Annotated in this window: 22 protein-coding genes and 1 tRNA gene; 13 read left to right on the forward strand and 10 right to left on the reverse strand. The window is 65.0% G+C overall.

Annotation, left to right across the window (positions count from 1 at the left end; genetic code table 11):
* Position 1: 1 nt before the first annotated feature.
* Entirely contained in the window at positions 2–415 is a 414-nt protein-coding gene (locus tag ACTIFP_RS12445; protein ID WP_439569021.1) for a nuclear transport factor 2 family protein, read from the forward strand.
* Here ACTIFP_RS12445 and ACTIFP_RS12450 read toward each other — a convergent pair.
* Positions 406–1,803, reverse strand: a complete 1,398-nt coding sequence (locus tag ACTIFP_RS12450) for a methyl-accepting chemotaxis protein (protein WP_439569022.1) — start codon at positions 1,801–1,803, stop codon at positions 406–408. The genes ACTIFP_RS12445 and ACTIFP_RS12450 overlap by 10 nt on opposite strands.
* Before the next feature lie 908 nt (positions 1,804–2,711).
* On the opposite strand from ACTIFP_RS12450, the gene ACTIFP_RS12455 reads away from it, so the two are divergent.
* The 3 genes from ACTIFP_RS12455 (at position 2,712) to ACTIFP_RS12465 (ending at position 5,702) form a co-directional block, all read left to right on the forward strand.
* On the forward strand, positions 2,712–3,890 hold the full coding sequence (locus tag ACTIFP_RS12455) for a vWA domain-containing protein (protein ID WP_137752165.1): 1,179 nt from the start codon (positions 2,712–2,714) through the stop codon (positions 3,888–3,890).
* Positions 3,891–4,045: 155 nt separating this feature from the next.
* Positions 4,046–4,852, forward strand: coding sequence for a lipid II flippase Amj family protein (locus ACTIFP_RS12460; protein WP_439569023.1), 807 nt, complete (start codon positions 4,046–4,048; stop codon positions 4,850–4,852).
* Positions 4,845–5,702: a DUF817 domain-containing protein gene (locus ACTIFP_RS12465; protein WP_439569024.1), complete on the forward strand. Its 858-nt coding sequence runs from the start codon at positions 4,845–4,847 to the stop codon at positions 5,700–5,702. The genes ACTIFP_RS12460 and ACTIFP_RS12465 overlap by 8 nt, the downstream gene beginning before the upstream one ends.
* A gap of 111 nt (positions 5,703–5,813) precedes the next feature.
* Here ACTIFP_RS12465 and ACTIFP_RS12470 read toward each other — a convergent pair whose 3' ends face one another.
* The 4 genes from ACTIFP_RS12470 to ACTIFP_RS12485 form a co-directional block, all read right to left on the reverse strand.
* Positions 5,814–7,061 carry a M24 family metallopeptidase gene (locus tag ACTIFP_RS12470; RefSeq protein WP_439569025.1) on the reverse strand — a complete coding sequence of 416 codons (1,248 nt, stop codon included), beginning with the start codon at positions 7,059–7,061 and terminating at the stop codon, positions 5,814–5,816.
* A gap of 123 nt (positions 7,062–7,184) precedes the next feature.
* Positions 7,185–8,387, reverse strand: a complete 1,203-nt coding sequence (locus tag ACTIFP_RS12475; protein WP_439569156.1) for an exo-beta-N-acetylmuramidase NamZ family protein — start codon at positions 8,385–8,387, stop codon at positions 7,185–7,187.
* A 2-nt stretch (positions 8,388–8,389) separates the two neighbouring features.
* Positions 8,390–8,959 (reverse strand): DOMON-like domain-containing protein, encoded by a 570-nt coding sequence (locus ACTIFP_RS12480; protein WP_439569026.1) that lies wholly within the window; start codon positions 8,957–8,959, stop codon positions 8,390–8,392.
* Positions 8,960–9,274 (reverse strand): GIY-YIG nuclease family protein, encoded by a 315-nt coding sequence (locus tag ACTIFP_RS12485; RefSeq protein WP_439569027.1) that lies wholly within the window; start codon positions 9,272–9,274, stop codon positions 8,960–8,962.
* A 112-nt stretch (positions 9,275–9,386) separates the two neighbouring features.
* Here ACTIFP_RS12485 and tyrS point away from each other — a divergent pair, with 112 nt between their 5' ends.
* Both tyrS and ACTIFP_RS12495 read left to right on the forward strand, forming a co-directional pair.
* Positions 9,387–10,613: a tyrosine--tRNA ligase gene (gene tyrS, locus ACTIFP_RS12490; protein ID WP_439569028.1), complete on the forward strand. Its 1,227-nt coding sequence runs from the start codon at positions 9,387–9,389 to the stop codon at positions 10,611–10,613.
* A 75-nt stretch (positions 10,614–10,688) separates the two neighbouring features.
* Complete coding sequence (locus tag ACTIFP_RS12495) at positions 10,689–11,030, forward strand: PilZ domain-containing protein (protein ID WP_439569029.1); 342 nt, start codon at positions 10,689–10,691, stop codon at positions 11,028–11,030.
* Here the strand turns inward: ACTIFP_RS12495 and recG are convergent.
* Complete coding sequence (gene recG / locus ACTIFP_RS12500; protein ID WP_439569030.1) at positions 11,027–13,093, reverse strand: ATP-dependent DNA helicase RecG; 2,067 nt, start codon at positions 13,091–13,093, stop codon at positions 11,027–11,029. The genes ACTIFP_RS12495 and recG overlap by 4 nt on opposite strands.
* 235 nt (positions 13,094–13,328) lie before the next feature.
* On the opposite strand from recG, the gene ACTIFP_RS12505 reads away from it, so the two are divergent.
* Both ACTIFP_RS12505 and mfd read left to right on the forward strand, forming a co-directional pair.
* Positions 13,329–13,589 (forward strand): succinate dehydrogenase assembly factor 2, encoded by a 261-nt coding sequence (locus ACTIFP_RS12505; RefSeq protein ID WP_439569031.1) that lies wholly within the window; start codon positions 13,329–13,331, stop codon positions 13,587–13,589.
* On the forward strand, positions 13,586–17,164 hold the full coding sequence (gene mfd / locus ACTIFP_RS12510; protein WP_439569032.1) for a transcription-repair coupling factor: 3,579 nt from the start codon (positions 13,586–13,588) through the stop codon (positions 17,162–17,164). Before ACTIFP_RS12505 ends, mfd begins: the two co-directional genes overlap by 4 nt.
* Positions 17,165–17,284: 120 nt before the next feature.
* Here the strand turns inward: mfd and ACTIFP_RS12515 are convergent, their stop codons facing one another.
* Complete coding sequence (locus ACTIFP_RS12515) at positions 17,285–18,484, reverse strand: GGDEF domain-containing phosphodiesterase (RefSeq protein ID WP_439569033.1); 1,200 nt, start codon at positions 18,482–18,484, stop codon at positions 17,285–17,287.
* Between the two features lie 59 nt (positions 18,485–18,543).
* Between ACTIFP_RS12515 and moaA the strand changes: the two genes are divergently transcribed.
* The 5 genes from moaA (at position 18,544) to ACTIFP_RS12540 (ending at position 22,657) form a co-directional block, all read left to right on the forward strand.
* A complete protein-coding gene (gene moaA / locus ACTIFP_RS12520; protein ID WP_439569034.1) occupies positions 18,544–19,560 on the forward strand; it encodes a GTP 3',8-cyclase MoaA in 1,017 nt (338 codons plus the stop codon).
* Positions 19,561–19,590: 30 nt separating this feature from the next.
* Positions 19,591–20,361 carry an NAD kinase gene (locus tag ACTIFP_RS12525; RefSeq protein WP_310085367.1) on the forward strand — a complete coding sequence of 257 codons (771 nt, stop codon included), beginning with the start codon at positions 19,591–19,593 and terminating at the stop codon, positions 20,359–20,361.
* A gap of 61 nt (positions 20,362–20,422) precedes the next feature.
* Positions 20,423–20,497, forward strand: a tRNA-Asn gene (locus ACTIFP_RS12530).
* Positions 20,498–20,661: 164 nt separating this feature from the next.
* Positions 20,662–21,873: a tyrosine-type recombinase/integrase gene (locus tag ACTIFP_RS12535; protein WP_439569035.1), complete on the forward strand. Its 1,212-nt coding sequence runs from the start codon at positions 20,662–20,664 to the stop codon at positions 21,871–21,873.
* A 25-nt stretch (positions 21,874–21,898) separates the two neighbouring features.
* Positions 21,899–22,657: a replication protein A gene (locus ACTIFP_RS12540; RefSeq protein ID WP_439569036.1), complete on the forward strand. Its 759-nt coding sequence runs from the start codon at positions 21,899–21,901 to the stop codon at positions 22,655–22,657.
* Between the two features lie 393 nt (positions 22,658–23,050).
* Here ACTIFP_RS12540 and ACTIFP_RS12545 read toward each other — a convergent pair whose 3' ends face one another.
* The 3 genes from ACTIFP_RS12545 to ACTIFP_RS12555 form a co-directional block, all read right to left on the reverse strand.
* Positions 23,051–24,250 carry a tyrosine-type recombinase/integrase gene (locus ACTIFP_RS12545; protein WP_439569037.1) on the reverse strand — a complete coding sequence of 400 codons (1,200 nt, stop codon included), beginning with the start codon at positions 24,248–24,250 and terminating at the stop codon, positions 23,051–23,053.
* Between the two features lie 224 nt (positions 24,251–24,474).
* Positions 24,475–24,741, reverse strand: a complete 267-nt coding sequence (locus tag ACTIFP_RS12550; RefSeq protein ID WP_439569038.1) for a hypothetical protein — start codon at positions 24,739–24,741, stop codon at positions 24,475–24,477.
* Entirely contained in the window at positions 24,741–25,214 is a 474-nt protein-coding gene (locus ACTIFP_RS12555; protein ID WP_439569039.1) for a hypothetical protein, read from the reverse strand. Before ACTIFP_RS12555 ends, ACTIFP_RS12550 begins: the two co-directional genes overlap by 1 nt.

The raw sequence follows: 25,214 nt of genomic DNA on the forward strand, positions 1-25,214 counted from the left end.
GGTGAGCGCCGCGGAAAACAAGGCGGTGCTCGCGCACGCCTTTGCTGAAACGGCCAAAGGCAATGGGCGCCCCTTTGTCGATATGATGGCCGACGATGTCGCTTGGACGATTATCGGCACAACCAGCTGGTCGCGGACCTACACGGGAAAAGCGTTGGTCGTCCGCGACCTGTTGACGCCGCTGGCGGCAAATTTCGACGGACCCAATATCGTGGTGGCCGAACGCTTCGTCGCGGAGGATGACCTGGTGGTGGTCGAGGCGCGCAATCTGAGCCGGACCAAGCGGGGTGAGGCTTATACCAATCGCTACAGCTGGACGTTCCGCTTTGTCGACGGAAAGGTGGCCGACATCATGGAATATGCCGACACCGATTTAATCGCCCGGCTGCTCGATCCGCTACCCGATCAAAGCTGATACGCGACCTCGACGTCGCCCCAGCGGCGGCCGTTGATCACCACCGGCGTATAGACGTTGCGCACCGTGACATAATTGGTGCCGTCGCCTTCCTGGCGATAGACCGCCATGAAGAACGGCGCGTTGCTGCGCTTGGCGGCCTTGTCGGTGTCGTCGAACAATATGCGGCCGTTGCGGCAATAGGCGGTGTCGTGCGCGACGTCGCCGGTCGGGGCGCGCGAACATTCGGTGATGTGGGTCGGCAGAAAGCCGTTCATGTCGCCCGCCGAAGACATCTTCACCTCGGGATGATTGGCGACGATATGGTCGAACAGCGGCCGCCAATGGGCGTCGGCCCAGTCGCAGAGGGTGGTGCGATAGCGTTCGGGGTTCGACCCCGGAACGCGGACATAATTGGTGTCGAACAATTGCTCCATCGTCAGTTCGCCATTCGCGATCGCGCGTTCGGCCAGCGCGACGAATTTGTCGCGGACGTTCGCCGCCAGCTCGACCACCGCCGAATCGCTCGGGCTGACCCCTGCCGAAATCACCGCGTTGAACATGCGGTTCGACACATGCTCCATCGACAGGATCGACGTGCGCGTGCCTTCCAGCGTCGCGCGGTTGTCGCGCACCGATCCGACGACGCGGTCGACCGCCTCGCGGACCTTCGCACCATTGGCGTGAACCATCGCGCTCGATTGCGCGATGCGGTCGCTCTGATCGTCGAGCAACGCCACCAGATGCGTCGCATCGTGCAGCGCGTCGGTGATCGTTTCGAACTGCGCCTCGGCGCGGCTCGACTGTTCGACCCCGGCCTGGATTTCGGTGACCAGCCCGCCGGCCTCGGCCGCCAGGCTGCCGATGCTGCGGCGGATTTCATCGGTCGCGCCGCGGGTGTTCTGCGCCAGTTTTTTGACCTCCGCGGCGACGACCGCGAAAGTGCGCCCGGCATCGCCGGCACGCTCGGCCTCGATGGCCGCGTTGAGCGCCAGCATATTGGTGGTCTTGGCGATCTGCTCGATCGACTGGCTGACCTGCTGCACCTGTTCCATCACCGCGGCGAAATTGGTGACATGGGTGCCGAGCCGCGCGACGAGGTCGATGACCGACCGAAATTCGGTGACCGCGGCGTTGACGCGTTCGGCGCCGGTATCGAGCTGTTCGCAGGCGCGCGCCGACAGCAATTTCGCCTCGTCGGTCGAATCGGCGATCTGGCGCTGGTCGGCCTCCAGGCTGACGACAAATTCTTCGAGGCGCCCGAGCTCGTCGATCTGGCGGTCCATCTGGTCGGTCGACCGCTTGATGCGCCCCGCCGCCTCGCTACACCCAACGGCCAGTTCGCCGCAGTCGCTGGCGACCGACTGGTCGAGCACCGGTCCCGCCGGATTGATCGGATCATACTTCATGCGCGCACCCACCCAAAGAACATCGACGGGTCATGACGGATAATGGTTAACGGGGGGTCAATGGCTTGTTTGCCGGACCGCGTGGCGATTCAAAGTTCAGGAAAGTTCAGCCTTATGCGCGGCGCGATTTGGCACCCGTGCTGTGCTGGCGGCGTTGCTTTCGCCGCCAGCAGTCGACCGGCTTGTCCCTTGTATGAAAGCGCCAGATGAAGGGTGGCACCGCCAAAAAGTGTAGGAAAGAGAAATGTGGAGGCGATGTCGGCTTTGGGGTGGAAAGCGGATTCTCAGTCAGCGTGAAAATGGGCGTCGAACAAAAGTAAGCCCTTTATCCTTCGTCCATCCGGCCAAACAATTGAGCTTTTGGGCAGAAATGTTTCGGTCGACACTATAGACGTTGATCCAAGACTGCATCGTGTCGGCTACGACGCTTCCGTGTTCAAGTCCGCAGGTCTTCTCCGCGAGGCGCGAGATATTGACCTCTCGGACCGTCCGGCATCGGCCCACCAAAGCATTCTGAAAACCAAATCTTTGCTTTTTTGCCCATGCTTCTAGGCATTTGAGGTCTTTCGGCGATCGGGGCTCCGTATCGCCATGTAGCCCTATGATGTAATCACCCGGCGTCTTTATTGCTGATACGCAGACACGCTCGGAGGGAAGCCCACATGCCTTGCCAGCGTCCGTTGCGAGCTTAATCTCGGGGGGCTTTGATTCACAAGATGCAAGCCCAAGTGCACATCCTAGTGCCACGCCTAACCGGATATGTTTCCATGCCATCGGCATCGCTTATCATATTTTCGGACGGCTGCTATTGGTCGCAAACCCGCCATCGCGTCCAGACGCCAGCACGCACGACTTTCCGTTTACGTAAAGGGATTGCACCCCACGCGCCAACACGATAACCCTCGCCCATGTTTTTCGGCTTTCTCGACGAGCTGCGCGCCGCGGGCATTCCCGCCAGCCTGAAAGAGCATCTGATGCTGCTGGAGGCGCTCGACCGCGAGGTAATCGATCGCAGCCCCGAGCAATTCTATTATCTGTCGCGTGCGATCTACGTGAAGGACGAAGGCCTGCTCGACCGCTTCGACCAGGTGTTCAACAAGGTCTTCAAGGGTATCATCTCCGATTACGGCCAGAACCCGGTCGACGTCCCCGCCGACTGGCTGAAAGCCGTCGCCGAGAAATTCCTGACCCCTGAGGAAATGGCCGCGATCGAATCGCTCGGCGACTGGGACAAGATCATGGAGACGCTAAAAGAGCGGCTCGAGGAACAGCAAAAGCGCCATGAAGGCGGCAGCAAGTGGATCGGCACCGGTGGCACCTCGCCCTTCGGCAATTCGGGCTATAATCCCGAAGGCGTGCGGATCGGCGGCGAGAGCAAGCACAAACGCGCGCTGAAGGTCTGGGAAAAGCGCGAGTTCGCCAATCTCGACAACACCAAGGAACTCGGCACCCGCAACATCAAGATCGCGCTCCGCCGCCTGCGCAAATTTGCGCGCGAGGGCGCGGCCGACGAGCTCGACATTCCGGGCACGATCGACGGCACCGCGCGGCAGGGCTGGCTCGACATCAAGATGCGCCCCGAACGGCGCAACGCGGTCAAGCTGCTGCTGTTCCTCGACGTCGGCGGGTCGATGGACCCGTTCATCAAGCTCTGCGAAGAATTGTTCAGCGCCGCGACGACCGAGTTCAAGAATCTCGAATTCTTCTACTTCCACAATTGCCCGTATGAGGGCGTGTGGAAGGACAACAAGCGCCGCTGGTCCGAACGCCACCAGATGTGGGACATCCTCCACAAATATGGCCATGATTATAAAGTGATCTTCGTCGGCGACGCGTCGATGAGCGCCTATGAAATCACCCATCCGGGCGGCAGCGTCGAACATTTCAACGAGGAATCGGGCGCGGTGTGGCTCGGCCGGATCACCAAAGTCTATCCTGCCGCGGTGTGGCTGAACCCGGTGCCCGAGGCGCATTGGGGCTACACCCAGTCGGTCAAGCTGATCAAACAGCTGATGAACGACCGCATGTATCCGCTGAGCCTGTCGGGGCTGGACGATGCGATGCGCGAGCTGACGCGAAAGCATTGAGCGCGGCGGCCTGATTAGGCCGTGACGATGTCACGCCGATCCCCTAATCCCGTTCGTGTCGAGCGAAGTCGAGACACCCCGAGCGCGTGCGCGACCGATGGGTGTCTCGACTTCGCTCGACACGAACGGATTTCAGAAGTTCCGCTAGGCCCGCCATGATCGACCTCCCCCTCGTCACCATCCTGCTGCTCACCGGGTTCATCAACCTGATCGGGGCGCTTGCTTATGCGGCGCGGATCGCGGGGGTGCGGACGCGGCGGATCGCGATGTCGTTCGCGCTGTTCAACATCCTCGTGCTGTTTTCGCGCACCTCGAACAGCTTCCTCGGCCCCTTCCTCGCCAAACGGATCGAGACGCGGCTGCATGACGGCAGCGGCGCATCGCTGTTTATCGACATGCAACTGGTGCTCGCCGCGGCGAGCGTCGCGACGTTGATCGGTATCCTGCTCGTCCCCACCGGCCAGCGGATGTTCGCCGCCGCGATCGGCTGGTACCAGACCAACCGGTCGACGACGAAGCTGGCGGTGAAGGCGGTGAGCCCCAGCGGACTGCGCACGCTGCGCCGGTCGCTGACCTTCCCAAGCCTCGCGCACCTCAAGGGTTGGCGGATGCCGAAAGGGATCAGCTGGGGCGTGCTGATCGCCAATTGCCTGGCGCAATCGCTGCTCGCGGTCGGCGTCGTCGCATCGCTCTACGCCGGTTATCTGGCGCCCGAATTCCGCGTCACCGCATCGCAGCTGTCGGCGCTGATCAACGGCTTTGCGACGATCCTGCTGTTCGCCTTCATCGACCCGCAATTGTCGGTAATGACCGACGATGCGGTCGAGGGCAAAGTCGACGAGGCCGATTTCCGCCGCGCGATCACCTTCATCTCGCTGAGCCGCCTGGCCGGGACGATTCTCGCGCAGGCGCTGCTCTTGCCCGCCGCGATGCTGATCGCGTGGGTCGCCGTCTATGTCTGACCGCGAACGCGGTCACAGCCGCTTTCACGCCGTCCGCGCCCAGCTGGAGGCGATGGCGATCACCCCGGGGCCGCGCGGCTGGTTCCTCGAATTTCTGGTGTTCGGGTTCAAACAGGGTTGGGCGTGCCTGTTCGGCGCGCTGATGCTCGCGCTGCTGCTTGGCACGCATCTGTTCTGGCCCGCCGACGCACCGCTCCACCGCTATGACGCGATCACGATCGGCGCGGTGCTGATCCAGCTCGGCATGCTCGCCTTTCGACTGGAAACGCCGAAAGAGGCACTCGTCATCCTGATCTTTCACATCGTCGGCACGGTGATGGAGCTGTTCAAGACCGCGGCGGGGTCGTGGCAATATCCCGAGGCGAGCCTGCTCCACATCGGCGCGGTGCCGCTGTTCTCTGGCTTCATGTATGCCGCGGTCGGCAGCTATATCGCGCGCGTCTGGCGTATCTTCGACTTCCGCTACACGGGCTATCCGCCGGTATGGGCCAGCTATGCGCTCGCGGCGGCGATCTACGTCAATTTCTTCGCGCACCACTGGCTATACGATATCCGCTGGTTCCTGTTTGCGGCGACCGCGTTGCTGTTCTGGCGCTGTCAGGTGTGGTTCCGCCCCCTGCACGTCCACCGCCGCATGCCCTTGCTCGTCGGCTGGGGACTGGTCGCGCTGTTCATCTGGTTTGCGGAGAATATCGGGACGTTTGCGCGCGCATGGACCTATCCGAGCCAGGATGATGGCTGGCATATGGTCGGGCTGGAAAAGCTCGGCAGCTGGTATCTGCTGATGATCATTTCGTTCGTGCTGGTGAGTTTGGTGCAGCGGCCGAAGAGGCCCGACGCCTCCCCCTAGTCCGTTCGCCCTGAGCTTGTCGAAGGGCCGATCTTCCTTGCCACGTCGCCAAGAAAAGGACGGTGCTTCGACAAGCTCAGCACGAACGGGTTTTGAAGGGTCCGTTGCTGGTTACCCAAACGGCTGGTCAATCGACGGCGGCGGCTCGCTGAACCATTTCGGACCGCTGTCGGTCATGTAGAAACAATCCTCGAGCCTGATGCCGAATTCGCCCGGAATATAGATGCCCGGCTCGTTCGAAAAGCACATACCGGGCGCCAGCTTCGTCGTCTCGCCGCGCACCAGATTGACCGGCTCATGCCCGTCGAGACCGATGCCGTGGCCGGTGCGGTGCGGCGTTCCGGGCAGCTTGTAATCCGGTCCCCAGCCAAGGCCGGCATAATAAGCGCGCACCGCGTCATCGACCTTGCCCGCCGGGGTGCCGAGTTTCGCGGCGGCAAAGGCGACGTCCTGCCCCTTGCGCATCTGGTCCCACACCTGCCGCTGCCGCGGGGTTGCCTTGCCGTAAACAAACGTCCGCGAGATGTCGGATTGATAGCCATGAACGGTGGCGCCGCAGTCCATCAGCACGACCTCGCCATCCTTCACCGCCTGCGGCTTGCCCGACCCGTGCGGATAGGCGCTCGCCTCGCCGAGCAGGATCAGCTCGAACTCGCTGCGCCCGCCCAGCGCGGTCGTCGCCGCCGCCATGATCGCGCCAATCTCGGCGGGGGTCATCCCCGCCTCCACCCGCGGCGCGGTGTGGCGATAGGCGGCGATGGTGATGTCGGCGGCGATCTGCATCAGCGCGATTTCGGCGGGCGATTTGTGCATCCGGCACCCGCGCACGACCGGCGCGCCGTTGACGACGGTGGCGCCGGGCATCGCCTTTTCGAGGCCATCGACGGCGAAATAGCGCACCGTCTCCTCGACGCCGATGCGGCCCTTGGCCAGCCCGCGCTTGCCGAGCCAGCCGGCAACCGCGGCGAGCGGATTATCATCCTCGTTCCACGTCAGCACCTCGGCCGCAACGCCCAGGCTTTCACGCACCGAAGGTTCTTCAAAGAACGGCGTGACGACCGCGATCTCGCCCTCGCGCGTCAGCACCGCGGCGGTCAGCCGCTCGCTGCGCGACCAGCGCACCCCGGTGAAATAGATGAGGCTCGATCCCGGCTCGATCAGCAGCGCGCCGATGTCATTCGCGCGCATCAGCTCCTTCGCCTTGCCAATCCGCGCGACGCGCTCGGCCTTGCTGATCGGGACCGCCTTGGCGGCGAGATTGGGCAGAGCGGCCGTGTCTGCCGCTAGCAGCGGCAAAGGAAAGGTTGCCGCCAGCCCGCCGATCGCAGCCGTGCCCAAAAATTGCCGTCGTTGGATCATCTCGATACCCCTTTTTCCGTTCGCCCTGAGCTTGTCGAAGGGCCGTTCTTCCTTCGACGCGAAGAAAGGACAGTGCTTCGACAAGCTCAGCACGAACGGATTAGATGATGGCCTACTACCTCATCAATACAGCAACAAATCCGCAATCTCGTCGCGCCACGTCGCCTCGTCGGGCCGCGCGAGTGCATCAAGATCGCCCGCCGCGGCGCCCGCATCGTCGACCCACAGCCGCAGATCGGGGCCACCGTTGATCACGTCGATCGCCAGCACATCGTCGGTATATTCATATTTGAAATCGGTGCCGCGCCAGATCGGATAGTCGGGATAGAGCGAGCGGATCGCCTTGAACCCCAGCGCCTGCACCCGCCACGGCTGGAACGCGGCATCGTCGTACCACGGCCCTTCGGCATGGATATGGACGCCGCTACACAGCTGCCCCACATGTTTGTGAAAGGTCGGCTGGAACCAGATGTCGCGCAGCTTGCACCCCGCCAGCCAGTGCGGCGCGAGGCGGTGCATCTCGGCGATCACCGCCTTGGCGTCGATGTCGGGGGCGCCGAACAGCTCGAGCGTGCGCGTCGTGCCGCGGCCCTCGCTCAGGGTCGCTCCCTCGACCATCACGGTGCCGGCGTAAGCGCGCGCCATGTTGACGTTCGCGGCGTTCGGGCTGGGGTTGATCCACACGCGGCCCTCCGGCCAACCATAGCCCGGGCCAACCAGCGGGCTCCACCCCTCCATTGCGATCACGCGATATTCAACGTCGAGGGCGAAGTGGCGAATGAACCAATGCCCCATTTCGCCCATCGTCAGCCCGTGGCGCATGACCATCGGCGCCGCGCCGACAAAGCTTTCCCAGCCGGGACGGAGCAGCGTGCCCTCAACGGGTCGCCCCGCGGGGTTCGGGCGGTCGAGTACCCACACCGCCTTGCCATGCTGCGCCGCGGCCTCGAGCATGTAGAGCAGGGTCGTGACATAGGTATAGATGCGGCAACCGAGATCCTGAAGGTCGATCAGCACAACGTCGAAGGTGTGCATCGACTGGCCCGTGGGACGCCGCACTTCGCCATACAGGCTAAAACATGGGACACCATGAACCGGATCGGTGAAGTCGGGCGACTCCATCATATTGTCCTGCAAGTCGCCGCGCACCCCGTGCTGCGGCCCGAACACTGCGGTGACGTTCACCCCCGCCGCGACGAGCGCATCGAGGCTGTGAGTCAGGTCGGCGGTGACCGAGGCGGGATGCGCGAGCAGCGCGACGCGTTGCCCCGCCAGCGGGGCGCGCAGCGTGGGGTCGGCGAGCAGGCGATCGATACCGAATGTCATCGTCATGCCGCGCCCGGTGCCGCAAGCGTGAGCGCAAAGCAATCGGGATGATGGAAATCGGGTTTGCCCGGCGGGTGCGCGAGCGCCCAATAGCTTTTGGTGCCGTCGACCTCCTCGATCACCGCCGACAGCGCAAGTTTCGACCCTGTATCGGGGAAAATCCCCGGTTCGACGCGCAGCGCGTACTGCGCGTCGCTGCGTTCGGCGACCATGTCCCACGGTGCCAGCTCATCGGGACGGAGCAGCGAGCGATAATCGTCGAACTGGTAACAGGCCCAGCGGCCGTCGGGAGCATAGTTGAATTCGGTATAGTCGGGCTGCCCTTCTTCGGTCAGGAACGCCTCGAAACAAGTGCCTTGCCACAATCCATCGGTCGCGCTGTCGGCGATGACAAGCTGGCCGTCGCCCGGCGGCAGCACGATGTCGCCCACCGCACCCTCGACGACATAGCGCAGCGCAAAGCCGTCATCGAACGACAGCGTGACCTCGACCGCCACCGACCGGACGGTCCTGGCCGGGGTGTCGGGGTGGCAGATGAGGGAGTGCCGTCGGCAGTCCGTTTGGTCGGACACTCAGTCTTCCTCCGTTCGTCCTGAGCTTGTCGAAGGACTGTTCTTTCCTTTTGCCAAGCTGGAAATTCTATTCCAATCGCCGCGGATCAATGCCAGCTTTTTGGCCCGACTCCAGCCCTTAATCCGACGCTCGGCTTCCAACGCTTCGATGCGGGTCGAAAATTCCTGACTCCACACCAGAGTTACGGGCAGCTTATCCGCCGTAAAACCCGGAATGGTACCCGACGCATGCTGTGCGATGCGATACGAAAGATTGTCCGTATGCCCCGAAAACGCCCCTCCCCGGCAGTGCAGCATATAGGCCCAAAAGCTCATCGGCACGGTGTAAAGGGAAGAACGGCCCTTCGACAAGCTCAGGGCGAACGGCTTTTGGTAAAGGCGAACAGTGTTGGGTTTGCGCGGACGTCATGCTAAGCGCCCGCCCGCTATGACGAACCATCAATCCGACCTGCTGCGCATCCTCGATCAGCGAGGCTATATCCACCAGATGACCGACGCGGAAGGGCTCGATGCGCTCGCCGCCAAACAGGTCGTCCCCGGATATATCGGTTTCGACGCAACCGCGCCTAGCCTGCACGTCGGCAGCCTGGTCCAGATCATGATGCTGCGCCGCCTGCAACAGACGGGGCACAAGCCCATCGTACTGATGGGCGGCGGGACGACGCGGATCGGCGACCCCACCGGCCGCGACGAAAGCCGCAAGATGCTGTCGGATCAGACGATTGCCGACAATATCGCGTCGATCTTCAGCATCTTTCAGCAATTCCTGACCTTTGGCGACGGCCCGACCGACGCGGTGATGGTGAACAACCACGACTGGCTGGGGCAGCTAGGCTACATCGAACTGCTGCAGGAAGTCGGCACCCATTTCACGATCAACCGCATGATGACGTTCGATTCGGTCAAATTGCGGCTCGAACGCGAACAGCCGATGACCTTCCTCGAATTCAATTACATGATCCTCCAGGGCTATGATTTCCGCCATTTGTCGAAGGACATGGGGGTCCGGCTCCAGATGGGCGGATCGGACCAGTGGGGCAATATCGTCAACGGCATGGAGCTGGGCCGCCGGATGGACGGCGCCGACCTTTACGGGCTGACGACTCCGCTGCTCACCACCGCGGCGGGCGCAAAAATGGGCAAAACCGCGGCTGGCGCAGTGTGGCTTAATCGCGCTCAACTGTCCCATTTTGACTATTGGCAGTTCTGGCGCAATTGCGACGACCGCGACGTCAGCCGCTTCCTGAAGCTGTTCACCGACCTGCCGCTCGACGAGATCGCGCGGCTGGAAGCGCTGGGCGGCGCCGAGATCAACGAGGCGAAGAAGATTCTGGCGAACGAGGCTACCGCGCTGTGCCGCGGAATGGAAGCCGCGCAAACTGCCGCCGACACCGCCGCTCAAACCTTTGAAAAAGGACAGATTGGTGGCGACCTGCCGCAAGCGACGGCGCCCGCCGCAGGGATCAGCGTCGTCGATGCGCTGCGCGAGCTGGGCTTTGCGGCGTCGAACAAGGAGGCGCGGCGCAAGCTCGACGAGGGCGCGGTCAAGGTCGACGGCATCGTCATCCGCGATCCGCACCATCTGATCATGCCCGGCGACGCGCCCGTCCCGCTCAGCCTCGGGTCCAAAAAACATGGGCTGGTATCGCGGTAAAGCGCGGTAAAGCGTTTACGACTTCTTCAGCATTCGGGTGGATCGTCCATGGCCAAACCAACAAGGTCCACAAAAATGCGCAAGATCGATACCAGCAAGGCCCATTATGTCGGGCTCGACCAGCGAATTGCTCCGCGTAGCGACGTTTATTGCCGCCTGCCCTTCGTCATGCCCGACGGGCGACAGGAAATGTGCACCTGCGTCAACATCAGCGCCGACGGTATGCTGATGCGGTTCGAGCGCGGGCTCGAGATCGGCGACCTCGTCGTGTTCCGCATGCCGATCATCGGCCGCACCGCGGCCAAGGTCGTGTGGTCATTGGGCGGCAAGACCGGTGTCCAGTTCGACAAGTCGATCGCGGTCGAAGATTATCTGCCGATGATCCGCGCCATGGGCGCCCGGGCCGACGTCAACTAACCGCTTCTGAGCAGCGGCACCGCCGCATCGCGCTCGAACAGATAGAGGCAGTGCCGCACCGCATCGCCGCGCGCGCCGTCCATCCCGCCGTCGCGCTCGACAAACAGCCGCGCATCGTCGTGCGCCACCGGCAGCAACCGCACCAGCTGCTCGGCGCTCGCCAGGCCATAATCGGCGTCGCCCGACTGTTTGAGTCCGAGCAGTTCGCCGCCGCCGCGTAGTTCCAGATCCTTTTCGGCAATCACGAACCCGTCATTGGTCTCGCGCATCAGCGCCAGCCGCTCGCGCGCGGTTTCGGACAGGTTCTGCGAGCGCAGCAACAGGCACACCGATTTCGCCGCGCCGCGCCCGACGCGGCCACGCAGCTGGTGGAGCTGCGCCAGCCCGAAATTCTCGGCATGTTCGACAATCATCAGGCTGGCGGCGGGAACGTCGACCCCGACCTCGATCACCGTGGTCGCGACCAGCACCCCGATTTCGCCCGCCTGAAACCGCGCCATGACGTCATCCTTGTCGGGCCCCTTCATCCGGCCATGCACCAGCCCGACGCGGTCGGCGCCCAGCCGCTCGCGCAGCAGCGCGGCGCGCTCCTCGGCGGCGGCGAGTTCGCTCACCTCGCTCTCGGCAACCAGCGGACAGACCCAATAGGCCTGCGCCCCGGTCGCCAGATGGCGTTCGAGTCCGCCGACCACCTCGTCGACGCGGTCGACCGACACGACGCGCGTATCGACCGGCGTGCGCCCGGGCGGCATCTCGTCGATCCGCGACACGTCCATCTCGCCATGGTTGGCGAGTTGCAGGGTGCGCGGGATCGGGGTCGCGGTCATCACCAGCAGATGCGGCGGCCGCGCCGCCTTTTGGGTCAGCATCAGCCGCTGCGCGACGCCAAAGCGATGCTGTTCATCGACCACCACCAGCGCCAGATCGCGGTACGTCACGGCATCCTGAAAAATCGCATGGGTGCCGACGAGGATGTCGATGCTGCCGTCGGCGAGCCCCATCAGCGTCGATTCGCGCACGCGACCCTTGTCGCGCCCGGTCAGGATCGCGATGGTGACCGGCAGCCCCGCCAGCATCGCCTGTAGCGTCGCGAAATGCTGGCGCGCCAATATCTCAGTCGGGGCGAGCAGCGCCGCCTGTGTCCCCGCCTCGACCGCTGCCAACATCGCGCGCAGCGCCACCAGCGTCTTGCCCGACCCGACATCGCCCTGCAGCATCCGCAGCATCGGGGTGTCGCGGCCCATATCGGCGGCGATCTCGCGCCCCACGCGCTCCTGCGCGCCGGTCAGTCCGAACGGCAGCCGCAGCGTATCGATCAGCTGCCCATCGCCGACCACCGCGCGGCCCTTGCGCTTGCGCAGCCCCTCGCGGATCAGCATCAGCGCGACCTGGCTGGCAAAAATCTCGTCATAGGCCAGCCGGTCGTGCGCCGCCGCGTCCTGCGGGCTGGCGTGCGCGCGCGCCAGCGCCTCGCGCCAGGCGGGCCAGCCGCGGCTGGTCAGCAGCGGGCCGTCGATCCATTCGGCAAGCTCGGGGCGCCGTTCGAGCGCAATCTCGACCAGCTGCGACAGCCGCGCGTTGGTCAGCCCTTCGGTCAAGGGATAGACGGGTTCGTGGATCGCGATGCCTGCCGCGTCGCCGGGTTCGACGACCTGATCGGGATGGACGATCTGGCGCATCTCGCCATAGAGGTCGAGCCGCCCCGATACGCGGCGCGTCTCACCCAGCGGGAACAGCTTGCGCGCCAACCCCGAGGTGCGCCCGAAATAGACGAGCCGGACGTGGTCGCCCGCACTGTCGAACGCCTCGACCCCGAAAGGCGCGCGGGGCGAGCGGCCCGAGCGATAGTCCTGCGCGGTCAGGTCGACGATGATCGTCTGGCCCGCCTGCGCCTGATCGAGCCGATCGACCGGAAAGCGCGAGATCAGCCCGGTCGGCAAATGGAACAGCACATCGACAACGCGCTCCAGCCCCAGCCGCGTCAGCGGCTTGGCGAGCTGCGGCCCGACGCCTTTCAGGTCGGTGAGTGCGGCAAAGAGCGGATTGAGGATTTCGGGTCGCATGGATGATCGCTGTTTAGCGCGGGCTTTGCCAACTTGCACCTCCCCTCTCCCCTTGCGGGAGAGGGCGGCGAGACTTACGAGCTTGCTCGTTAGTCGCAGCGGGTGAGGGGTATGCGCTTGCAAAGCAAGCGCGCGCTCGCCATGCGAGCGCTCACCCTCATCCAACTTCGCCTAGCCGCAAATCGGCAAGGCTCCGTATCCTTCTCCCGTCCAGGGAGAAGGGAAAGAGAAACAGATGACCGACCGCCTCAAACGCCTGAAATTCCGCGCCTGGCACCGCGGCACGCGCGAGGCCGATTATATGATCGGCGGCTTTTTCGACCGCTATGCTGCGTCGTGGAGCGACGACGAGATCGCCTGGTACGAGATTGTCGTCGAGGAGGACGATGTCGACATCATGGCATGGGCGCTGGGCACCGGAGAGCCGCCCACGCACCTCGACCGCCCAGACATGATCGCCGCGATGCGCCGGCTGGACTATATCCCGCTGCCATGACGATGCCCGCCGCCGACATTTTTGCCGCGATCGGATCGGCAGCGGCGCCGCTGACGCTGGCGCGCGCTGCCGACGGTTTCCTGCCGCTGCTGCTCGCCGATCTGGCGCGTGCCAGCGACAAGCGGCTGGTCTATGTCGCGACCGATGACACGGCGATGCAGGCGATCGCCGATGCCGCGCCCTTCTTTGCCCCCGACCTGATCGTCCACCGCTTTCCGGCGTGGGACTGCCTGCCCTATGACCGCGCGGGGCCGTCGATGCGCGTCAGCGCCGACCGGCTGGCGACGCTGTCGGCGTTGCAACAGCCCGCGAAGCGCGGCGAGCTGATCCTGACCACCGTCGCCGCGGTCACCCAGCGCACGCTGACGCCGTTCCGCATCCGCCAGCTTGCGACGACCCTCGCCGCCGGGCAGCGGATCGACCGCGACGCGCTCGCCGAGCTGCTCGTCTCGAACGGTTTCAGCCGCGTCGATACGGTCGCCGATCAGGGCGAGTTCGCGGTGCGCGGCGGTATCCTCGACCTCTTCCCCGCGGGCGAAGAGACGGGGCTGCGGGTCGATTTTTTCGGCGACGAGATCGAAAGCATCCGCCGCTTCGACCCCGCCGACCAGCGCAGCCTTGGTCCCGCCAAGGCGCTGCAACTGCTCCCCGCTGCCGAAACCTTGCTCGATCAAGACACGATCAAGCGTTTCCGTTCGACCTATCGCGACCTGTTCGGGGCGCAGGCGACCGGCGATCCGCTGTATCAGGCGGTCAGCGACGGGCGGCGGCAGGCGGGCATGGACCATTGGCTGCCGCTGTTCGAGGAGCGGTTGGCGACGCTGTTCGACCATATCGATCCCGCGACCCCGGTGCTGCGCGGGCACCGCAGCGAAGCGACCGCCGAGACGCGCTTTGCCGCGATCGCCGATTATCATGCGAACCGCGTCGCGGCGGAGCAGGAGTCGACCGGCAGCTACCGCCCGCTAGCACCTGAAACGCTGTATCTGACCGAGGCCGAATGGGCGGGCGCCGCGCGCAGCCGCCCGGTCCATATCGTCACCCCGTTCGATGTCCCGCCGTCGTCGCAGGTCGTCGACCTCGAAACCTTCGCCGCCCGCGATTTCACCCCCGAACGCGCCGCCGACGCCAATGTCTATCAGAAGGTCGCCGATCATCTGAGCGACGAGCGCCGCAAGGGACGCCGGACCATCATCGCCAGCTATTCGGGCGGCGCGCGCGAGCGTTTGTCGGGTTTGCTCCGCGATCATGGCGTGACTTCGCTCGCACCGGCCGACAGCTGGCAGGACGCGCTGGGCGCATCTTCTCCCTTCCCGCTTGCGGGGGGGGTCGGGGGAGGGCCTGTTACGAAGCGCGCCGACGAAACAGGCCCTCCCCTAGCCCCTCCCGTAAGCGGGAGGGGAACAAGTGTCGCGATGGTCGTCCTCCCCCTCGACCATGGCTTCGCGTCCGACGCGATCAGCCTGCTCACCGAACAGGACATCCTCGGCGAACGGCTTGTCCGGCGGCAAAAGCGCCGCAAGAGCGCCGACGCGTTCCTGGCGGAACTCGCGACGCTCAGCGTCGGCGACCTGGTCGTCCATCTCGACCATGGCATCGGGCGTTACGAGGGGCTGACGTCGATCCCGGTTGGGAGCAGCCCGCACGACTGCGTCGCGCTGACCTATGCGGGCGGCGACAAGCTCTATGTCCCGGTCGAAAATCTCGACGTCCTCTCGCGCTATGGCGGCGAGAGCGAGGGCGTCGCGCTCGATCGGCTCGGCGGCGAAGCGTGGCAGCGCCGCAAGGCGCGGATGAAGGAGCGCATCCGCGAGATCGCGGGCGAACTGCTCGCGACCGCGGCGCAGCGCGCGCTGCGCTCGGGCGAATTGCTGGCGCAGGACGCCGCCTACCCCGCCTTTGCCGACCGCTTCCCCTATCAGGAAACCGACGATCAGGACCGCGCGATCGGCGATGTGCTCGCCGACATGGCGTCGGGCAAGCCGATGGACCGGCTGGTGTGCGGCGACGTCGGGTTCGGCAAGACCGAGGTTGCGCTCCGCGCCGCCTTTGTCGCCGCGATGGCGGGGGTGCAGGTCGCGCTGGTCTGCCCGACCACCTTGCTCGCGCGCCAGCATTTCACCAATTTCGTCGAGCGTTTCAAAGGCTTCCCGGTCAACATCGGCCGCCTGTCGCGGCTCGTCCCGGCGGGCGAAGCGCAGAAGACCCGCGACGGGCTGGCGAACGGCCAGATCGACATCGTCGTCGGCACCCATGCGGTGATCGCGAAATCGGTCGAGTTCAAAAACCTCGGCCTCGTCATCGTCGACGAGGAGCAGCGCTTCGGCGTCGTCCATAAGGAACGGCTGAAACAGCTCAAAGCCGACGTCCATGTCCTGACCCTGACCGCAACGCCGATCCCGCGCACGCTGCAAATGGCGATGTCGGGGCTGCGCGAGCTCAGCGTCATCCAGACCCCGCCGGTCGATCGCCTCGCGGTGCGCACTTATGTGGCGCCATGGGACGCCGTGGTGCTGCGCGAAGCCTTGCTGCGCGAGCATGACCGCGGCGGCCAAAGCTTTTTCGTCGTCCCGCGGATCAAGGATCTGCCCGACATCGAGGAATTTTTGCGCAACCGCGTCCCCGAAATCAAATATGTCGTCGCGCATGGCCAGATGACCCCGACCGAGGTCGAGGACCGGATGAGCGCCTTTTACGACCGCAAATATGATGTGTTGCTGTCGACCACGATCGTCGAATCGGGCCTCGACATTCCGAGCGCCAACACGCTGATCATCCACCGCGCCGACCGCTTCGGCCTAGCCCAGCTGTACCAGCTGCGCGGACGGGTCGGCCGCGCAAAGACGCGTGCCTACGCCTATCTGACGACGCCCGAGCATGGCGCGATCACCGACACCGCCGAGAAGCGGCTCAAGCTGCTCGGCGATCTCGATACATTGGGCGCGGGGTTCCAGCTCGCGAGCCACGATCTCGACATTCGCGGCGCCGGCAACCTCGTCGGCGACGAACAGTCGGGGCATATCCGCGAGGTCGGCTTCGAACTGTATCAGTCGATGCTCGAAGAGGCGATCCTGATGGCCAAGGCCGAAGGCGCCGGCAAACTGCCGCCGCGCGAAGCCTTGTCACCGACGATCACCGTCGATGCACCGATCCTGATCCCCGAGGATTATGTCCCCGACCTGCCGCTGCGCATGGCGCTCTATCGCCGCCTCAACGACGCTGCCGACCGGCCGGCCCTCGACGCCTTTGCCGCCGAGATGATCGACCGTTTCGGCCCGCTGCCGCCCGAAACCGCGAATCTGGTCCAGCTGATGGAGATCAAGGCGAATGCAAAGCTGGCGGGCATCGCCAAGCTAGATGTCGGCACCAAAGGCGCGCTGGTGTCGTTCCACAGCGACCAGTTCGCCAACGTCCCCGGGCTGATCGCCTATGTCGAACGACTGAAGGGCCGCGCGCGCATCCGCCCCGACAACAAGCTGTCGGTCAGCGGCGACTGGGTGAGCACCGGGGCGCGGCTCAATGGCGCGCTGCAATTGTCAAAGGGTTTGGCGAAGCTGGCGAAGCAGGTGGTCTAGCCTCCTTCGATCCACCTTTCGTCCGTTCGTGCTGAGCTTGTCGAAGCACCGTCCTTCTTCTTGCCGAGACCGCGGGCGAAAGAAAAAGCGGCCCTTCGACAAGCTCAGGGCGAACGGGATTTAGGTATTCAATAGATCCAGCAACTGCTCCGCCGGCACCGGACCCGACTTCAAAAACCCCTGCCAGGTCGCCACCCCCAGCTCGGACAGGCGCGCCAGCTGGCGTTCATTCTCGATCCCCTCGGCCACGACCAGCAGCCCCAGCGCGCGCGCCAAATCGACGATCGCGCGCACGACGATACGGTCGCGGTCGCTGCCGTCGATGGTACGGGTGAAGCCGCTGTCGATCTTGAGATAATCGATCGGGAGCCGCGCCAGCAGCGACAGGCTGGAATAGCCGGTCCCGAAATCGTCGATCGCGATGGCGCAGCCCAGCGCACGGATCTGCGCCAGCTGCTCGGCGGCGCTCGCCGGATCGCTGAGCATCGCCTGTTCGGTCAGTTCGAGGGTCAGCCGGTCGGGATCGACCTTCGCCGCTTTCGCCATCGCAGCAAACCGCCCCGCAAACTCGGGGTCGCCCAGATCGGCAGCGGTAATGTTGAGCGACACGCGCAGCTTCGCCAGCGCCCGCGGCCACCCGGCCATTTCGGCGAGCGCCACACGGTGGGCATGTTCGGTCAGCTCGCATTCGAGCCGCGCCGCGCGCGCCGCGGTGACCAGCGGCCCGGCGCCGAGCAGGCCCAATTCAGGATGCTGCCAGCGCAGCAGCGCCTCGACCCCGACCATTTCGCCGGTGCCGACGTCATATTGCGGCTGGTAATGGATCAGCACCTCGTCGCCCGACAGCGCGGCATGCACCATCACCCCGTCGCGCGCCGACGCCGGACGCGACAGCTGGTCGCCCGCATTGCGCAATTGCTCGGCCACCGATTCGTCACGGGTGATCAGCGCCGCGGCGATACGGATCGACAGCCGCCCGTTCGGATCGCCGACGATCGGCTCGGCCAAAGCAACGTGCAGCGCGCGTTCCTGCGCGCGCAACGCCCCCAGCGACATCGGGCTCGACGGCACGATCAGGAAGCGTGGCCCGTCGAGCCGGTCAACGCACGCCCCCTGTCCGAATTCGTCGCTGGCGAAATTTTCCAGCCGCCGCCCGATTTCGTCGAGCACCGCGTCGCCGGTCGCGGTTCCGGCACTGCTGTTGATCCGCGCCATTTGATCGATCTGGACCAAAATGACCCCGGCATCGGCGTCGTGGCGCGTATGGAGGGCTTCGAGTTTGCGGACACACGCCGACAGGGTTTCGGATAAGCGATTCATGGCGTCCCCCTAGCAGGCTTTGCTTGCCAAGTTCCTGCCTTTTGCATCACAAGGGCGGCGTGGCTGCCACATTTTCCCAACCTGCCGCCTCGACGGCGCCTTTGATCGACGGTCATGGCCGCCAGATCAGTTACTTACGCCTGTCGGTGACCGATCGCTGCGACCTGCGCTGCCGGTATTGCATGGCCGAAGACATGGTCTTCCTCCCCAAATCGGCGGTGCTGAGCATCGAAGAAATGGGTGACCTCGCCGCGCGATTCGTCGCGCGCGGGATTCGCCGTATCCGCCTCACCGGCGGCGAGCCGCTGGTGCGGCGCGGCATCGATACGCTGGCGATGCGGCTGGGCGCGATGATCGGGCATGGCCTCGACGAACTGACCCTGACCACCAACGGCATGCGCCTCGCCGAATATGCCCCAATGCTGGCGGCAGCGGGGGTGCGGCGCATCAATGTCAGCCTCGACACGCTCGATCCCGCCGCTTTCCGCCACATCACCCGGGTCGGCGACGTCGACGTCGCGCTCGCCGGGATCGCCGCCGCGCGTGCGGTCGGGATTGCGGTCAAGATCAACATGGTCGCGCTCGCGGGGCTCAACGAAGACCAGCTGCTGCCGATGCTCGACTATTGCGCCGCATCCGGCTGCGACCTCACGCTGATCGAAACGATGCCACTCGGCGAGGTCGAGGCCGACCGCAGCGACCATTATATCCCGCTCCACCATTTCATCGCGCCGCTGCGCGACGTCAGCGCGCTGTACCCGGTCGACAAGCGCACCGGCGGCCCGGCGCGTTATTTCGCGATCGAGGACAGCCCGGTGACGCTCGGCCTGATCACCCCGCTGTCGGACAATTTCTGCGCGACGTGCAACCGCATCCGCCTGACCGTCGAGGGCCGCGTCTATATGTGCTTGGGGCAAGACGACCATGTCGACCTGCGCGCGGCGTTGCGCGACGGCGGCGATGTCGATGGCTTGATTGATCGGGCATTGGCTGGCAAACCCCGCGCGCATGACTTTCATATCGAACGAAAGTCCACACCGGCGGTCGCGCGTCATATGAGTGCAACGGGCGGCTGACCGGCCGCCCGCGAGGGGAACCGGACCAATATGCATCGCAAGATCGCGCTTGTCGCATCGAACGCGCCCGCCGCCATGGAAGCCGAGGCCGAACTACGCCCGCTCTATGACTTCGTCGACCTGAACGAAGCCGATCTGCTGATCGCGCTCGGCGGCGACGGGTTCCTGCTCCACATGCTGCACCAGCTGCTCGACCAGCGCCGCAGCATGCCGGTGTTCGGGATGAACCGCGGCACCATAGGCTTTCTGATGAACGAGTTTCGCATCGAAGGGCTGATCGACCGGCTGGCGGCAGCGCGGCCCTTTTTGATCCATCCGCTGAGCGGCGACATCACGACGATCAGCGGTGAGCGCCATATCCTGCCCGCGATCAACGAAATTTCGCTGCTCCGCGAAACGCGCCAGGCGGCAAAGCTGGAAGTGATCATCAACGAAAAAACGATGCTAGAGGAGCTTGCCTGCGACGGCGTCCTCGTGTCGACCCCCGCCGGCTCGACCGCGTACAACCTCAGCGCCAATGGCCCGATCCTGCCGCTCGAATCGGAAATGCTGGCGCTGACCCCGATCAGCCCGTTCCGCCCGCGCCGTTGGCGCGGCGCGCTGGTCCCCGAATCGACGAGCATCCGCTTCAACGTCCGCGAGGCAGCGAAACGCCCGGTCAGCGCGGTCGCCGACCAGCGCGAAATCCGCGATGTAAAAACCGTGCTGGTCACCACCGACCGCAGCCGGCCGCTGACTTTGCTGTTCGATCCCGACCAGGGACTCGACGAACGCATCGCGATGGAACAATTTATCGTTTGAGGCCTTGCAAAATGGCGCAAGCGACGGCAAAGGGGCCGCCTTGTCCGCTTCGGCGGCGTGTTCCTCGGTAGCTCAGCGGTAGAGCAATCGACTGTTAATCGATCGGTCGTAGGTTCGAATCCTACCCGGGGAGCCAATTCACTGTTTCAGCTAGTTCCATAGAAGCCCAAAACGCTTGCGTTTCTGCGGCTTTGGCTGGAGATAATGTTTCAGGTTGTTTCAACCTGTTTCATCAAATCCCCCCACAAGTGGGGGCACCGGCGGGGGCATCGAACGGGGCATGCAAATTTGCTGACCGACTTGGCTTGCAAGCGTGCAGTCCCGCGGGATCGCGACTGGAAGCTCGCGGACGGCGGCAGCCTGTATCTGCTGATCAAAACGTCGGGCACAAAGTCCTGGCGCTGGAAATATCGCTTCGGCCAGAAAGAAAAGCAGCTGACGCTCGGCCTCTATCCGGCAGTGTCGGTGACGCAGGCGCGCCGCGCGCGCGACACGGCGCGGCAGCAGCTGCGCGAGGGCATCGACCCAGGGGTGGTGCGCCAGCAAGCCAAGGCGCGCGCCAGCACGGCCGCGCTGGACAGCTTCGAGGCGATCGCGCGCGCCTGGCACGTCGGCAAAGCATCGACGCTGACCGGTCGCTACGCGGGACAGGTGATGGATCGCCTCGAGGCGGACGTCTTCCCAAGGTTCGGGCGCTTGCCGATCGGCGAGGTGACGCCGCCGATCGTGCTGGCGGCGATTCGCAAGATCGAGGAACGCGGCGCTTTGGAAATGGCGCACCGCGTCCGCATGCATGTTTCGGACATCTTCGTCTGGGCGATCGCGTCGGGGCTGGCGGAGAACGACCCGGCGGCGATCATCCGCAAGGCGCTGGTCCCGACCAACGGCAAACTGCGCCCGGCGTTGACCCGGATCAAAGACGCGCGCGCGCTGCTCGACGCGATCATGGCGTCGACGACAACGTGGCGATCGACGCGGATTGCTTCACAGCTGCTCGCGCTGACGGCCGCGAGGCCGGGAGTGGTGCGGCTCGCCGAGCGGCACGAGTTCGAAGATCTCGACGGCCCCAAGCCGATATGGCGCATCCCGGCCAGCAAGATGAAGCTTACCCGCGAGCGCAAGGAGGATTTGACCTTCGAGTTCGTCATTCCGTTGTCGCGGCAGGCAGTCGCGATCGTGAAAGCCGCGATGAATACGAACGCCGGCGGAAATTGGCTGTTCCCCGGCGCGCAGGGGTGGAAGAAACCGATCAGCGATTCGACGCTCAGCAAGCAGTATCGCGACTTGGGCTATACCGGGCGCCACGTCCCGCACGGCTGGCGCGCCACCTTTTCAACCATCATGAACGAGATCGCCGGCGAGCAAGGCCGCAAAGACGATCGCGAAGTCATCGACCTGATGCTCGCCCATATCAAGGAAGGGGTCGAAGCGGCGTACAATCGCGCGCTGTACATGCCGCGCCGGCGCGAGCTGGCGCAGGCGTGGGCCGATATGCTGATGCCACCCGAATAGCGGCGCGCGCCGCGGGCGGTACCGCATGAACGCCCCGACCCGCAGCCTGGGCGAAATCCTCGGCAATCTTCCTGCCGCAAAGGGCCGCCGCACTGGTCAGCCGGTATGGCGCAACAGCTATTATAAAGGCCAGATCGAGGATCGCATCTGGCGGCCCTTCATGGGCGGCAACGTCCGCGGTGCGAAGCGCCGGATCGGAGCGATCCTGAAGGCGGCGCGCGAGCTCGAGCAGCGAACCCGACGCGAGCGCCAACGCGATCACTCCGGTATCCGCAACGGCATGATCGGCCATATCGGCCTCGCCGTGCTCGAGGTGATGTACAATCGCTATCTCGATTTCCGCACCGGCCGCCTCGATCCTGCCGTCGCGACGATCGCCGAAGCGGTCGGCCATAGCTACGCCGCGGTGCATGCTGCACTCCGCCGACTGCGCCAGGCCGGCTTCCTGCACTGGGTGCGACGAAGCGAGCCCATCGAGGACGCCGATGGCGCCGGTCCCCAGGTGAAACAGATCTCGAACGCCTATGCGCTGCTACTGCCCAAGCCGCTCGAGCGCATGGTGGCGCAGCTGCTGGGTGGTGCGCCCGCTCCCGACGACGCCGACTGGGCCCGCCAGCAGCACGCCCAGGACTGGAAAGCCATGCTGGACAGCCTCAGCGCCTCGGAGTTTCACGCGGCGACGTGGAATGGCGACGAGCTGGCAGGGGAAACCCTCGCCCGGATCGCGGCCCTGGTGGACCAGAGGCGCGAATCGTCGAGCGACGTTGAAACCCGGGGGATATAGATCATATCCCATGAAAGGAGTGCCTTCGGCACGCGCCTTATTGATCGGCCCCACCCCTAAGCGAAAAACCTTCCTCCAGCGTTACCGCCGGCCGCACCGTCGTGCGCGCCGGCTACGCCGTCGCGGGGCTCGGCAGGGGCCGAGAGCAAGGTCTGTGCCAGTCTGCGGTGCTGCTCCGGCGGGCACAGGCGGCGCGCCTTGTCCGCAGAATGCGGTAAGTTTCGGACAATCGGCAGCCTGACACGGCAGCATCTCATTTCGCTCGATCGGTGAGAGCCTATCCCCTTTGATTGTCACTCAAGATAATGTACCAAGATCGCGCTAGGTAGGCCGGGGTGCTTCGTCATCCAGTCTGCTCGGGACGGCCGCTGCGACCCGGCCGTCCCGCCAACATCATCCCGCGAGCAGTTCGCCCCATCGGTTCATGAGCTCACGCCGACGCTGCAGCCGCTCCGCCCGATTATACGCCGCCTCGACCTTGTCCTTCGCGCTGTGCGCCAGCGCCGCGTCGATCGCGGCCGACCAGGCCTCGCCCAGCTCTTCGTTCAAGATCGTCGAGAAGCTGGCGCGCCAGCCGTGCGGAACGTGACGGCCCGCGGCCCCGGCGCGGACATAGAGATCGCGCAGCGTCGCCGCGCCAATCGGCCGCGCGCGATCGCGACCGGGAAAAACAAGCCCCGAAAAAGTGCCTCTGGATCCTGACCCCCTTTTTTTCGCCGCGCGCAGGACGGCGACCGCGGCCGGGGACAGCGGCACGAGGTGTGCGAATCGGGCCTCGGCCTTCTTCGCGCGCGACAGCTTCATGCGCTCCGGCGGTACCCGCCAGATCGGCGCGTCGCCATCGAGGTCGGAGATCTCCTCCCACCGCATGCCGCGCACCGCGTCCAGGCGCACCGCGGTCAACGCGAGTAGCTGCGACGCGCCGAGCACTGCGGCCGACGGCGTCAGCGCCGCGACGTCGGCCAGCAGCTGGCGACAATCGTCGATCGATACGAACGCCGGGTGCGGATCGGTCAGCTTGCCGCCCTTCATCGCGCGCCCAAGTTTGTCCGCCGGATCGGTGTCGACATGGCCTTCGGCGATCGCGAAGCCAAAGATCGCGGAGAGCCGCTGGCGCAGACGACCGGCGCTCTCGAGGCAACCGCGATCTTCGACCGCGCGCACCAGGCCGAGCAGCTCGTGCGGCTCGATCGACCCGATCGTGCGTTCGCCGATCGCGGGAAAGACGTCGCGCACCAGGCACTCGATCACATCGGCCGCGTGCGTTGCCGACCAGCGCGGGATCTGATGCTGGTGCCAGGCGCGCGCGATCGCGTCGAACCGATCACCCTCATCGCGCTTCAGCGCGGGATCAACACCGGCGGCGAGCTGGCCCCGCGCCACCTCGCGCGCGCCGCGCGCCGCGGGAAGTTGCATGTCGGGAAACCTGCCCAGGACGAGCAGCTTCTCGCGGCCGCGCCAGCGATATTTGAGCCGCCAGCTTTTGCAGCCCGCCGGCGTCACGAACAGGAACATCCCGCCGCCGTCGGTCAATTTATAGGCGCGCGCCTGCGGCGCCGCGGCTTTCACCGCGCCGATCGTCAACATCCTCATATCTCCAGAAATGGCGCAAATCAGCCGATCGGCCGGCGCGAGTGTCGCGGATAATCCCTCCGCGATGGTCAGTCAGGAAAAGTGCGCATTTCTGCGGAGAACGAACGGTAGCCGGCGAGGTGATACCCCCACCGATACCCCCAAAATAGACGCGGCTTTGGCGTCGATAGATCCGCGGCTTCTATATCCCTGGCGCGGCGGGCGATGACTCAGATTGAGTCAGATCAGCAGGTGGAGGTCGCCGCCTCGAGCGACGCCTTATGGTTCATCCGGCGCAGCCCCTGCGCGGCGATCGTCTCGGCCTTCTGCTTCAACGACAGCGCTTCCCACGCGGCAGCATCGATGCGATCGCGCAGCGACGTCGCGTCGGCCGGCCTATCGCTCGCACATTTCTGAATGACCGGCACCGATACGGTCTGAATCCTGTCGCGCACGATCGCGCGATCGGCGCAGCCGGACAGCATCAGGGCGGCAATGATGACCACGCGCATTAGAAGCCCTCGCGATAAAGTTGGTTCAACGCTTCGTCCGTCTCGCGGATCTGCGCCCAGCAGTCGGCGCGATCGCCCGGCTCGAGCGCATCATCCTCGAGCTGCGCGATCAGCGCGTCGCGCTTCCGGTTGAGCTTGGCGACCTTCGCGGCCAGCGCTTCATTCTCCGCGCGCAGGCGGGTCGATTCGGCGCCGAGCTGGTCAATGCGCTCGGACTGGGTGTCGAGCGCGGTCTGTGCTTCTGTCAGCGAGGCGTCGAGCAGATCGATCTGTCTCGGCACGTCGCGCCAGATCAGCTTCGGATTGCCGGTGGCGTCGCGCACCGCGACCAGGACCGCGCCGGCTTCATCGCTCAGGTCACCGAACTTGTCTTTCCAGACGCCCCATTTGTACCAGCAGAGCGCGGCGAACAGCGCCAGCGCCAGGATGATCCCGCCGCGGATCCCGATCGCGCGAAGAACGTCGAATGGCAT

Origin of the sequence: Sphingopyxis sp., assembly GCF_051861155.1 — a bacterium.
Lineage (GTDB): Bacteria > Pseudomonadota > Alphaproteobacteria > Sphingomonadales > Sphingomonadaceae > Sphingopyxis.